General features: G+C 59.3%; 14 protein-coding genes. 6 read left to right on the top strand and 8 right to left on the bottom strand.

Annotated features, from left to right (window positions below):
* A partial coding sequence (locus tag ACIP8I_RS12315; RefSeq protein WP_400761352.1) for a hypothetical protein occupies positions 1-225 on the top strand: 225 nt, incomplete at its 5' end.
* Between the two features lie 220 nt (positions 226-445).
* Positions 446-898, top strand: a complete 453-nt coding sequence (locus ACIP8I_RS12310) for a thiol-disulfide oxidoreductase DCC family protein (RefSeq protein ID WP_400761350.1) — start codon at positions 446-448, stop codon at positions 896-898.
* A gap of 8 nt (positions 899-906) precedes the next feature.
* On the opposite strand, the gene ACIP8I_RS12305 is transcribed toward ACIP8I_RS12310, so the two are convergent.
* The 3 genes from ACIP8I_RS12305 to ACIP8I_RS12295 are packed head-to-tail and all read right to left on the bottom strand — an operon-like array spanning position 907 to position 3,209.
* Entirely contained in the window at positions 907-1,398 is a 492-nt protein-coding gene (locus ACIP8I_RS12305) for a DUF2269 domain-containing protein (RefSeq protein ID WP_007966328.1), read from the bottom strand.
* A 2-nt stretch (positions 1,399-1,400) separates the two neighbouring features.
* Positions 1,401-2,516, bottom strand: a complete 1,116-nt coding sequence (locus tag ACIP8I_RS12300) for a saccharopine dehydrogenase family protein (protein ID WP_400761348.1) — start codon at positions 2,514-2,516, stop codon at positions 1,401-1,403.
* A 60-nt stretch (positions 2,517-2,576) separates the two neighbouring features.
* Complete coding sequence (locus ACIP8I_RS12295) at positions 2,577-3,209, bottom strand: LysE family translocator (protein ID WP_400761345.1); 633 nt, start codon at positions 3,207-3,209, stop codon at positions 2,577-2,579.
* A 182-nt stretch (positions 3,210-3,391) separates the two neighbouring features.
* On the opposite strand from ACIP8I_RS12295, the gene ACIP8I_RS12290 reads away from it, so the two are divergent.
* Positions 3,392-3,910, top strand: a complete 519-nt coding sequence (locus tag ACIP8I_RS12290; RefSeq protein ID WP_400761342.1) for a DUF1993 family protein — start codon at positions 3,392-3,394, stop codon at positions 3,908-3,910.
* A 19-nt stretch (positions 3,911-3,929) separates the two neighbouring features.
* Here the strand turns inward: ACIP8I_RS12290 and ACIP8I_RS12285 are convergent, their stop codons facing one another.
* Complete coding sequence (locus tag ACIP8I_RS12285) at positions 3,930-4,475, bottom strand: GFA family protein (RefSeq protein ID WP_400761358.1); 546 nt, start codon at positions 4,473-4,475, stop codon at positions 3,930-3,932.
* A gap of 69 nt (positions 4,476-4,544) precedes the next feature.
* On the opposite strand from ACIP8I_RS12285, the gene ACIP8I_RS12280 reads away from it, so the two are divergent.
* A complete protein-coding gene (locus tag ACIP8I_RS12280; protein ID WP_400761339.1) occupies positions 4,545-5,105 on the top strand; it encodes a fasciclin domain-containing protein in 561 nt (186 codons plus the stop codon).
* 65 nt (positions 5,106-5,170) lie between these two features.
* Here ACIP8I_RS12280 and ACIP8I_RS12275 read toward each other — a convergent pair whose 3' ends face one another.
* Positions 5,171-6,403: an NADH:flavin oxidoreductase/NADH oxidase family protein gene (locus ACIP8I_RS12275; protein ID WP_400761336.1), complete on the bottom strand. Its 1,233-nt coding sequence runs from the start codon at positions 6,401-6,403 to the stop codon at positions 5,171-5,173.
* A 74-nt stretch (positions 6,404-6,477) separates the two neighbouring features.
* Positions 6,478-7,557: a saccharopine dehydrogenase family protein gene (locus ACIP8I_RS12270; protein WP_400761333.1), complete on the bottom strand. Its 1,080-nt coding sequence runs from the start codon at positions 7,555-7,557 to the stop codon at positions 6,478-6,480.
* A gap of 249 nt (positions 7,558-7,806) precedes the next feature.
* Here ACIP8I_RS12270 and ACIP8I_RS12265 point away from each other — a divergent pair, with 249 nt between their 5' ends.
* Together ACIP8I_RS12265 and ACIP8I_RS12260 are read left to right on the top strand one after the other, a co-directional pair.
* Positions 7,807-8,544, top strand: coding sequence for a type 1 glutamine amidotransferase domain-containing protein (locus tag ACIP8I_RS12265; protein ID WP_400761330.1), 738 nt, complete (start codon positions 7,807-7,809; stop codon positions 8,542-8,544).
* 37 nt (positions 8,545-8,581) lie between these two features.
* Positions 8,582-9,586 carry an acetoacetate decarboxylase (ADC) gene (locus ACIP8I_RS12260; protein ID WP_400761327.1) on the top strand — a complete coding sequence of 335 codons (1,005 nt, stop codon included), beginning with the start codon at positions 8,582-8,584 and terminating at the stop codon, positions 9,584-9,586.
* A gap of 15 nt (positions 9,587-9,601) precedes the next feature.
* Here the strand turns inward: ACIP8I_RS12260 and ACIP8I_RS12255 are convergent, their stop codons facing one another.
* Entirely contained in the window at positions 9,602-10,081 is a 480-nt protein-coding gene (locus ACIP8I_RS12255; protein WP_007966344.1) for a MerR family transcriptional regulator, read from the bottom strand.
* A 73-nt stretch (positions 10,082-10,154) separates the two neighbouring features.
* The gene (locus ACIP8I_RS12250) at positions 10,155-10,850 is read right to left on the bottom strand and encodes a tRNA (adenine(22)-N(1))-methyltransferase (protein WP_400761326.1); all 696 of its coding nucleotides are present in this window, start codon (positions 10,848-10,850) and stop codon (positions 10,155-10,157) included.
* Between the last annotated feature and the right edge of the window lie 90 nt (positions 10,851-10,940).

The raw sequence follows: 10,940 nt of genomic DNA, 5'->3' as shown, positions 1-10,940 counted from the left end.
GTTTTCGAAGAATTCTTCAACAACTTCAACCACTTGCGCTTCCGATCTCTCGTTAGCGGGAGGCGAATTCTACAGCGTTACACGCTGCTGTCAACACCTCTTTTTCTCCGCTTTCGACCGAGAAGATCGAACCGTCAAAAGAGCCAAACATCACTGCCCTTTCAACTCCTTCCAGGCTTCGATGAACTGAAGCAAGCTGCTGCCGAAAACCGTGTAACTCATTGAATCTCAAGGAGTTTTCCGTTTCGACCGCGCCGGAAGTGGGGCGAATTATAGACCTCCTGAATCTGCCGTCAACCGTTAATTTCAGTTTTCTATCAATGCAGCGAAAAGGCCTGCTTATATATAGACGTAATGTCAGCGGATGCGCAGCATACTGTCCATCACCTGAAAAAATTTCCGATGATGCCTCACAATGACAGCCCAACTTCCTGGATCGTCCCCCATGCCTGACTCCCGAACTCGCCCCACTCCAGCCCCCCTGCTCAATCCAGGCGAGACCGTGGTGCTGTTCGACGGCGTCTGCAAGCTGTGCAACGGCTGGGCGCGTTTTGTGATTCGCCACGACAACAAGCAACGGGTGCGCCTGGCGGCAGTGCAATCTCCAGAAGGTCAGGCATTGCTGGCATGGGCCGGTCTTCCGGTCGACGAGTTCGACACTATGGCGGTGATCCGCGACCAGCATTACTGGGTGCGCTCGGATGCATTCTTCGAAGTCATTGCACAACTGCCCGCTTGTTGGTCGCCGGTCAGGCTTCTGCGAGTTTTCCCACGAGCACTTAGAGATTGGGCCTACGACCGCGTCGCACTGAATCGCTACCGGATCTTCGGCAAGTACGACAACTGCCTGTTACCCAACCCCGATCACGAACGACGCTTTCTCAAGTCGCCGGTGTGAATGCTCAGCTACAACATCAACCGCAGCCACTGCCCCGGCGTCATCTTCGTCACCATCATCAGCACGATCACGAACATCCCGAGAAACCCGCAAACACCCATCCAGAACCACTGCCGATAAACAGCCCGGTAATCAGCATCAAGCCCTGCCCCACCTTGCACCGCGTCCGCCGCCATCCCCTGCAAACGTTTCTGCAGCAACAGCACCGGCAGCCAAAGCGAGCCCACTGTAAAGAACAGGATCAGCGACATCAGCACCCAGTCCGTGGTCAAGGGCAACCCGGAAACCCTCGTCAGCCAATAACCCGTCGCGATCTGGATGAAGCCCGCCGGCGTGGTGATCCAGGCGTCATAGCGCACGACCATTCTCGCCACATGTGCGATCAATTGTGGATTGGCCGTGCGACTGGCGGCGATCAGGTACAGATAGGAACCCATGCCGAAGCCGAAGAGGAAAATCGCAGCGATGACATGCACGTACTTCACGCTCAGATAAAGCATGCTCAACGCAGCCCGTCAGAGAAATGCACCGACAGGCCAAGATTCTGCGGATCGTTGATCGCTGCCATGTATTCGTCGACGCTGATCTCACCGACACAAGGACGGGCACCCGGTTCGGGCAAGTAACCTCGGGCGATCTTCGCGGCCAGAGCAACGGCAGCACAACTCGGGATCTCCGGCCCCCTGTCATTCAGCGCGGTCAGTTGCGCCGTCATCGACAACGGCTGGTCGTTCAAGCCGACACCTTGCACATCTATATACATCGCACTTTTGCCATCCCCGAAACGCTCAAACCATGTCCCCCAGCGATGCAACCGGGCCGCCCACACCCTGTGGTCACGCACCAGCCCTTTCCTCATCGCCAGTGCAAACAGATAATTGGCTACGCCTCCGAACTTGAGGCCCGCGCCAGCCTTGAAACTCAAAGTGTGAGCGCCAAACCGGCTGGCAAAGATGTCCATGTCCGGCACATCCACATTGGCCAGCGCGCGAGTGCCCAGGTTCTGCAGCTTGCGCAGGGTCAGGTCTTCCCAGCCCATCACTTCATGCACTTGACCATTGCGCAGTTGGCGGATCGGTTTGCCCGCATATGCCAGCACACCCTCGATCGTCGATAACCCCGGCATTTTCGCTGATGAGGAAATGCCGTGCTCGATCGAGTCGATGCGTTTGAAGTGATGGCGCTGCTCATCGATGATCGCCGAAGACAGCGTCGGCACCGAACTGCAACCACTGAGGATGGCGACACCGGCCTCTCTCGCCCGCGCATCGAGTATGCCGATGCCATTGACGAATGTCCGGCAATCCGCCAGATCGCAATAGTTGACGCCCGCCTCGATGCAACTCTCGGCCACCGCATAGGATTGCCCCTGAAACGGGCCTCCCGTGTGAACCACCATTTGAATATTCATCGCGCGCAGAGCCACGGCGAACCCGGCGCCCTTCGCATCACCACACCAGCGCTCGCAGGTCACCCCTAATTCAGCGACCTTGCGCTCCAGCTTCTGCGGATCGCGCCCCGAGATCGCCAGTTCGATGCCAGGCATATCGATCAGATGCCGACAAACGATACTGCCAAAGTTTCCATACCCGCCAACCACCAACACCCTGAGTGCCATCAACGCTTCCCTGAACGATTCATCTCGAATGGTAGATTTTGGCCGATAGCAGCCCCCCCCCTACCGCCCCGAAAACAACGCTAACCGACAAGCCAAGCCAAAAAACACCGCCCCCAACAGCTGATTCAACCGCCGTGCGATCCGCGCATTACTCGCCAGCTTGTTGCCAACCTTGCTGGCCAAAACAATCACCGCCCCATTCACCAGCAATCCGATCACATTCAGGATCGTCGCAAACACTAACATCTGCAGCACCAGCGAGCCCTTCCCTGGATCGACAAACTGCGGAAACAGCGCCAGCACAAACAGGGCCATCTTCGGATTGAGCAGATTGGTCACCAACCCTTGGCGGAAGATGCGCAACAGCGGTGTGGCTGGCAGGGTCTCGCTGGTAGCCAAGGGTGATGCGGCGCTGGTGAAGGCTTTCCACGCCAGGAATGCCAGATAGGCGGCGCCGGCGAAGCGGATGATGTCGTAGGCGGCGGGCACGGTGGCGACCAGTTGCGACAATCCGAGGGCGGCTGCCAGTGCGTGGCAGTAGGTGCCGGCCTGAATGCCGGCGAGGGAGACGAAACCCGAGGCGCGGCCCTGGCTCAGGCTGCGAGAGGCGATCAGCAGCATGTCCGGGCCGGGGGTCAGGGCCAGCGCGAAGCAGGCGCCGGCGAACAGGAGTGCTACGGAAAGATCGATCATGGGGGGCCTCGGCGTTTTTATTGTCTGGGTCGCGTTGCGGGCGAGTCGAGGCAGTTTACCGAACGGCAAAGCCCGTGACGAAGATCATGCGCAAAGTGCGATGTCGCGGCCATTTTAGATAGCGAATCGACTACCCTTCGCCACTGAGGTTTCACCTTTGAATGACTACACAGGGAATAACCATGTCGATCCATGCAGTGACCCTTCCTCGTTTCGCCCAGATGTTGCGCTCGCTGGCGGCCATCCTGTCCAAGAGCGAGGCTTACGCCCTTGAGCGCGGCTACGACGCGCAAGTTCTGCTCGACGCACGTCTGGCGCCGGACATGCACAACCTCGCCACGCAGGTTCAATACACCTGCACCCAGGCACAGGACGCCGTGCAGCGACTGACGCAACAACCGTTGACCAAGCTCACACCACCCGAAAACATGGCGGCGGCGAAGGCGTTGATCGAAAGCACATTAGAGATGCTGGCGGCGGCGAATCCGGCGCAGATCGACGCCAGCGCGGACAAGAACATCGCCCTTGAACTGCAAAACGGCATCGCCTTCGATATGACCGGCCGCGAATACGCCGTGGACTGGGCGATGCCGCAGTTCTACTTTCACCTGATCACCGCGTACAACATCCTGCGCCACAACGGCGTGCCGCTGGGCAAGGCGGATTATGTGCAACACATGTTTGCGTATCTAAGGAAGTAAGTGCAGCGGGAGCTTCGGGTCAATCAGGATTGACCCGGAGTTCTTGCAGAAGAAACGCCAGTGACTCCACCGCACCGTGATGGTTCTGTGTCGAACGCTGTGTATCCCATGACATGGCATCGTCCACACAGAAATCGCCAGCGCACTCCACGTTCAGGTCCTCATCCAGCAGGCCGAGCGGAATCCACACGTAAGGTGATCCGCGCAGCGGGTTGGGCACGGTCGAGCCGCATTGTGCGCAGAAGTCATTCCTGTATCCGCTGGGTTTGACCCAACTGTTTATCAAGTCCTGGCCCGCCTCCCAGCGAAAGTCCCGAGCGCTGACCAGCGTGGCGAGGTTGAACCCGACACCGGTTTGCTTGCGGCACAGTGAGCAGTGGCAGCGATAGAAAAAGCGCGGTTTCACTGTGAGGGAAAAGCGTACTGCAGCGCAAAGACACTGCCCTGTTATCACGGATATCTCCTTTGGACGAGCGCTTGCACATCCATGCTGAAGTTTTTGCTGGCCAAAACAGCATTCTAATGCCCCGGATGAAAAACCAAAGTTTTCCGCTCTGCACTGCATCCGTTTCACCCCCTGCTCCGTATATTCAACACCCTCATTCGAAGGGTCGAAGAATCCAGGAGACGCACCATGCACATGTTCATCAGACGCCTTGCTGTCGCTTGCTTCACCCTGCTCTGCCTCGGAGCCGGATCCAGCTTTGCCGCCGATACCGTGATGGTCGGCGGCGCGGCCATGTATCCGACCAAGACCATCGTCGAGAACGCAGTCAATTCTAAGGATCACACGACACTGGTCGCTGCGGTCAAGGCCGCCGGGCTAGTGGATACGCTCAACAGCAAGGGCCCGTTCACGGTCTTCGCCCCCACCAACGAAGCCTTCGCAAAACTGCCCGCCGGCACGGTCGATACATTGATCAAGCCTGAACACAAGGTCGATCTGACGAAGATCCTGACTTACCACGTCGTGGCCGGCACACACACGGCCAAGCAGTTGATGGACGATGCCAAAATGCACGGCAGCAAAGTGATGCTGAAAACCGTCCAGGGCGAATCGCTGACCGTAATGTTGCACGACGGCAAGCTGTGGGTGCAGGACGCCAAAGGCGGAAAAGCTGCGATCACCATCGCGGACGTCATGCAATCCAATGGCGTGATTCATGTGGTCGATACGGTGCTGATGCCGAATTGACTGGCTGACGTTGGCGGGCTCTCGTCAGAGCGTCCGCCAACGTCACGATTGAAATGCCTTGCGACTCACGCCGAACGTTTTTCCACCCAGCGCCGATATTGCCGAGTGCGAAACGCCATGGCGATCTGCTGCAAAATCAGCGCTCGCAACGGGGACACACTCGGATCAGGCTTTTTCGCTCGACTGAGTTTACCCAGCTGAAACTTCACCACCGCCATGTTCGCCAGGGCGGCGATGGCCTTGTTTTTCCAGGTGATCGGCGGCAATTGCGGGGCGTTGTCCTTGCCCTGCTGCCAGTCGCGCGGCAGGTGGGGATCGATCGCCAATGCGGTACCGATACCGACCATGTCCACACCACTCTGCACGACGTTTTCGGCAACCGGACGACGGCGGATGCCGCCGGTGACCATCACCGGCATTTTGGCAACGGTCTGAAGGTCCCGGGCAAACTCGACGAAATAGGCCTCGCGAGCCAACGTGCGACCATCGCGCGCCTCACCCTGCATGGCCGGAACTTCGTAGCTGCCGCCGGACAGTTCCACCAGATCCACCCCCAATTCGTTGAGCAGCTCAACGACCTTTTTCGCATCGTCAGCGGTGAATCCGCCGCGCTGGAAATCTGCGGAATTGAGTTTGACCGCCACCGCAAATTGCGCGGAAACCACGGCCCTGACTGCCTTGACGATCTCGACCAACAACCGCGCGCGGTTCTGCAGAGAGCCGCCCCACTCGTCCGTCCTTTGATTGGTCAGAGGCGAGAGAAACTGGCTCAACAGATAGCCGTGAGCGGCGTGGATTTCCACCCCGGTGAAGCCGGCCTGTTCACCCAGGCGTGCGGTATTGGCAAAGCGCTGAATGACGTCCTCGATCACACTGACGGTCATGGCGCGGGGCGTGGCGAAACGCTTGGACAGTTTGCCCAGCTCCAGCGGCACCGCTGACGGCGCCCAGGTTTTCTGCCCGAGGTTGGACTGCATCTGGCGCCCCGGATGATTGATCTGCAACCAGAACTGCGCACCGGCAGAACGACCGATCCGCGCCCAGCGCTTGAACTTGTCGAGTTGCTGATCATCCTGCAGCACCACGCCGCCCGGCCCGGTCATGGCGCGGCCGTCGACCATCACGTTGCCGGTGATGATCAGCCCGGCACCGCCATCGGCCCACGCCTGATACAGACGCATCAGCTCTGCGGAGGGCGCCTGGTCGGCGTCCGCCATGTTTTCTTCCATGGCGGCTTTGGCGATGCGGTTCTTGATGGTCGAACCGTTGGGCAAGGTCAGGGCGTCGAACACATTCATGGGGCAGTCCTCAACTGGAGATGAGGCCACCATAAGATTGAAGTCAACTTTAAGGTCAATGACTTTTTTCAAGGTCATTCAATGTTGATTTCGCTCGACCCTGGCAAGTGCGTCACCAGATCCGCGCCCAACAACCGCGCAGGTGTGTAGGCACCGCCGGGCGGACGTGTCTGCAACAGATAGCCGACCACCGCCAACGCAGCGTCGATCGTCAGGCTGTAGACGTTCGCGGTGTGCACGCGGGCGACTTTGCTTTCACCGCGAGCATTGCGCGCCTCGCCCCACACATAGGTGCCTTGGTCAGCACGTTTTGCCTGATCCGGGCCGGTCACTGTCTTGCCGATGCGCGCCTTGAGCAGCCGCTGCACAAACGACAGTCCCAGCAACGGACGAATCCAGTTGGCGAGCCTGGCGCCGCGAATCATCCCCGCCGAACCCGGTATGAACACCTCGATATTGGCGATGCCGGTGGTGTGCCAGGCGGTGGACACATCGCCCCAGGGGATGGTCATCGCCAGCTTCTCCCCGGCACCGAAATCGATACGCCGTACCCGATAGGCCAGCGGCACGGAAACGATCTTGCCGTCACATCGGACCTTGCCACCCTGCGCCAGGCCTTCGATTGAAGTCTTGGCAGTGCCGGGTGAAAAGCTCGAACGTGAATCGAAGCCCAGCGCCAGATGCGTCGCATCCGGCAGCGCGTCTTTCAGGGCGGCGGCAACGCAGTCGGTCGGGACTACATCGAAGCCGACGCCGGGGCAAATGACTGACCCCGCTGCCCGCGCCCGCTCATTCAGAGACTGCGCATGTTCGAATACGGCAATCTCGCCAGTGATGTCCAGATAGTGTGCGCTGGCTCGCAGGCAGGCCTCGATCATCGGCGCGGCGGTTGCGGAAAACGGCCCCGCGCAATGCAAAATCAAACCGTGCCCCTTGATCTGCGCCAGCAACCGCGCAGGGTCATCCAGACCGAACACCCGGGCTTCAAGACCCAGCTCCCGGGCCAACGCTTCGACCTTGTCACGGCTACGTCCGGCCAACACCGGCCTGAGTCCACGCCTGACGGCATCGCGAGCGATCAGTTCGCCGGTATAGCCGTTGGCGCCATAAATCATCCATTTCATCGGTGTATCCGGTTGGTCTTGCTGACTCATGCGTGGCTCCTGAGTGGATTGATGATCGGCGTTATTGCCTTGCCCAATCAGCGTCAGACGCTAGCGTTAAAGTCAGGTTGAGGGTCAAGCAAAAGTCCGATGGCATCGACGCAAATTATTCGCAGCAGCGGGGGTTGACCTTAAAGTGAGGTTTAAGGTGAGCATGCGCTGACCTGCTTGCTCGATGGAGCCCGGAAGATGCTCAAGACCCTTGTTTCCTCTGCCCTGCTATTGATAGGTGGTGCTTTCATGACGTTTGCAAATGCTCAGTCGGCGGCAATCAAGGATCGCCAGATCCTGGTGATCATGACCAATCACGCCAGTTATCCCTCTCGCACCGATACCACCGGGTTATGGCTGACCGAGCTGACGCACTTCACCGATGTGGTGGAAGCCGCCGGCTACACCACCGTGTTTGCCAGCCCCAAGGGCGGCGCGGTGCCTCTGGACGAACGCAGTCTGGGCTGGTTGTACATGGACAAGGCTGCGCGGGAGCATTTGCAGTCGCCTGCGTTCCGCGCGCGACTGGCCAATACGCTGCCGATCGCCGAGGTCGATCCGTCCCGCTTCGGCGTCATCTATTTCACCGGAGGCCATGGCGTGATGTGGGACTTTCCCGACAACCCTGACCTGCGCCGTGTCGCCGAAACCATCTACAACCAGGGCGGCATCGTGTCGGCCGTGTGCCATGGCGTAGCGGGTCTGCTGGATCTGAAGGACAGCCAGGGCCAATTGATCATCAAGAACCGAAACATCACCGGTTTCTCTGACCGCGAAGAGCTGTTCTCGGGAATGAAAAGCCAAGTGCCCTTCTTCCTCGAGGACCGCTTGGTGAGCCAAGGCGCGCGCTACCGCAAGGGCTGGCTGCCGTTCACTTCATTTGCCATTACCGATGGAAGACTGGTGACCGGGCAGAACCCTCAATCGCCCAAAGCCGTAGCTGAAGCCGTGATGGCGGTGCTCAACGCCGACGACCGAACGCGCTGAATCTTTTTGTAGTGCCTACCCACCGGAGAAAGTCCGATTGAAACTCGCAAGCGCCGTTTTAACAGGATTGCTGATCACCACTTTTGCCAACGCTGCGTTGGCGGAGACACCTGAAATGCCCGACCTGACCGAGACCACCACCATCGATATTGCCGGCCATTCAGTACCCGTCGTCAAGGGTGGCCTCTATGACCGCTTTCGCTCCAATCCGCCGTTATCGGTGATTGCCGCCGAAGTCCCGGGCGTTGATTTGAGCTGGTTCAAGGGCCTCACGAAGCACAAGGTCGACATTGGCTTCGAGTCGTTTTCGCCAAACTTCTACTATCAGAACAGTCGTGTCACGGCGATCTACACGGCCGACCTCGAGCGACTCCGGGAGTTGATGCCGCCCGAAATACTGGCCACCGTGCAACCGCTGCAAGTCTGGCCAGGACGTGGTTTGATCGCGTTCACTGCGTACACCTACGAGCATTGCGATAACGACGCCTATAACGAAGTTGCCGTGTCGATCATCACCAACAAACCCGGCAAAGCCAACCTGGGACCGCTCACGTTGATTGGCCAATCGATGTCAGAAGACTTCTGGGGTTATGTGCTCAAGTTACCGGTCAATACCGAGCTGGCACGGGTGCGCGGAGTCGTCGGTTACAACCTGCCAAAGTGGCTGACCGGGATTGATCGCAAAGAAAACGGGCAATCGGTGATCTATGAGATCAGCGACAGCCAGACCGGCAAACCGGACGTGTCCTTCACCGCGAAGAAGCTCGACAAACTGTCGCGCGATGAGGATATCGTCACCAGCAGTTTCACCAACCTCGATCACCAGGGCCGACTGGCCTATGGCTACGCGGTGTCGCGCCAGCTCAGCCACGGTTCCAGCCGGGACGCGGATGCCGCCACGCTGACACTGGGCGATGGCAGCCTGTCGACCTACCTGCGCGACTTGAAGCTGGGGAAAATGGTCAAGTACGAATATGTCCCGGAGTTCCAGAGCGCACTTTACGCACCAAAGCCGCTCGCCACGCTGGTTGGCAAGCGCTGAAAGCGGTAACGCCCGTCAGGCTCGGGATGCCTGACGGGCGTTTGCTTTTCTTGCCGCAGCGGCTGGCTGCTTGTCGGGCGCAGAAGCCACGCCGTCTTCGCGCAGCCGATGGATCAGCATCTGCGCATTGTCGGCACACGCCATCCCCGCAGGTTTATCCTCGATACCCTGGATGGCCCGCAGCAGTTGTTCCTTGTTCTGCGCCAGTCGCTGCTGCAGGACTTCGATTTCATCGACTTTTCGCTTCAAGCCACTGAGCAACTGGTCGTGCTGCCAACCGCTGGCATTCATTGGCATCAACTGACGGATTTCCTCCAATGAGAAACCCGCCGCCTGCGCGCCCGTAATGATCTGCAGAATCCATTGGGTATCGGGGGCGTAATCGCGATAGCCATTGGCTTTGCGCGCGACCGAAGTGATCAACCCGCTCGCTTCGTAGAAGCGGATGCGCGACGGCGCCAGTCCGCTGATTTTTGCCAGTTCACCGATTCTCATGTCCAACTCCGCAAGCACGTTAACCTTGAAGCTGACTTTAAACCTGAAGAGCCGCCAGCGCCAACATGCCAGATCACGCCAGCAACTCGGTAATCCACTGTACCTGCCGCGCAATGTCTTGCAACTTCTCCTCGGGCACCGTCTGGCGTGCCTGTTTGAAGCTGTTCAGAGTCTTCTGCTTCTGCCGTAACAAACGCTGCCATTTGGCAATAAAGATCGGGCTGCGCGCCTGCATCTGCAATGGGCCGAAGTACAACTGTCGGGCGCTGTAGCTCACCGGGGCACTGCGCTCGGCGACGATGATTTCGTAGAAGAAGCGGTTTTCCTGCAGCACTTCCTCGTCGAGGATGCGGTAGCCGTTGTCCATCAGCCATTGGCGCAGGGGTTGCTCGCCGCCGTTGGGTTGCAGGATCAGCCGTTCGTGCCCGCGCAGGCGCGCCTTGCCGCTGTCGAGAATGTCGCGAATCGTCTCGCCGCCCATGCCGCAGAGGCTGATCGCGGTGATTCCGTCATCAGGCTCGATCGCCGCCAGACCGCTGGCCAGACGCACGCTGATGTGCTGCTGCAGATCGTTGTCGCGCACCGTGCGCACCGCGGCATGGAACGGCGTCAGCGCCACCTCGCCGGCCACCGCCGCAACGATGGCGCCACGGCGCATCAGGGCCACCGGCAAATACCCGTGATCCGAGCCGATATCCGCCAGCCGAGCGCCCGCCGGCACCTGCGCCGCCACCCGCTCCAGACGCATGGACAAAGTGTGTTCGTTCAACTGCCGCCCTCTTCCCCAGCCATCGCCGGCGCTGCTGGCCGGACAAGGGGCGCGACTCTAGCGGGCAACGTCGGGTAATTCAAATCCGGA

Source organism: Pseudomonas sp. NPDC088414, assembly GCF_044753325.1.
In the GTDB taxonomy this organism is placed as follows: Bacteria; Pseudomonadota; Gammaproteobacteria; order Pseudomonadales; family Pseudomonadaceae; genus Aquipseudomonas.
This window is presented reverse-complemented; position numbering and strand designations above follow the sequence as displayed.

Bases quoted from the DNA above. Each gene is read 5' to 3' on its own strand.
- ACIP8I_RS12265 (WP_400761330.1), top strand. From the start codon at position 7,807: ATGACGTTTGCAAATGCTCAGTCGGCGGCAATCAAGGATCGCCAGATC.
- ACIP8I_RS12305 (WP_007966328.1), bottom strand. From the start codon at position 1,398: ATGCTTTATCTGAGCGTGAAGTACGTGCATGTCATCGCTGCGATTTTC.
- ACIP8I_RS12295 (WP_400761345.1), bottom strand. From the start codon at position 3,209: ATGATCGATCTTTCCGTAGCACTCCTGTTCGCCGGCGCCTGCTTCGCG.
- ACIP8I_RS12280 (WP_400761339.1), top strand. From the start codon at position 4,545: ATGCACATGTTCATCAGACGCCTTGCTGTCGCTTGCTTCACCCTGCTC.
- ACIP8I_RS12285 (WP_400761358.1), bottom strand. From the start codon at position 4,475: ATGCAGTGCAGAGCGGAAAACTTTGGTTTTTCATCCGGGGCATTAGAA.
- ACIP8I_RS12275 (WP_400761336.1), bottom strand. From the start codon at position 6,403: ATGAATGTGTTCGACGCCCTGACCTTGCCCAACGGTTCGACCATCAAG.
- ACIP8I_RS12270 (WP_400761333.1), bottom strand. From the start codon at position 7,557: ATGAGTCAGCAAGACCAACCGGATACACCGATGAAATGGATGATTTAT.
- ACIP8I_RS12255 (WP_007966344.1), bottom strand. From the start codon at position 10,081: ATGAGAATCGGTGAACTGGCAAAAATCAGCGGACTGGCGCCGTCGCGC.
- ACIP8I_RS12310 (WP_400761350.1), top strand. From the start codon at position 446: ATGCCTGACTCCCGAACTCGCCCCACTCCAGCCCCCCTGCTCAATCCA.
- ACIP8I_RS12290 (WP_400761342.1), top strand. From the start codon at position 3,392: ATGTCGATCCATGCAGTGACCCTTCCTCGTTTCGCCCAGATGTTGCGC.
- ACIP8I_RS12300 (WP_400761348.1), bottom strand. From the start codon at position 2,516: ATGGCACTCAGGGTGTTGGTGGTTGGCGGGTATGGAAACTTTGGCAGT.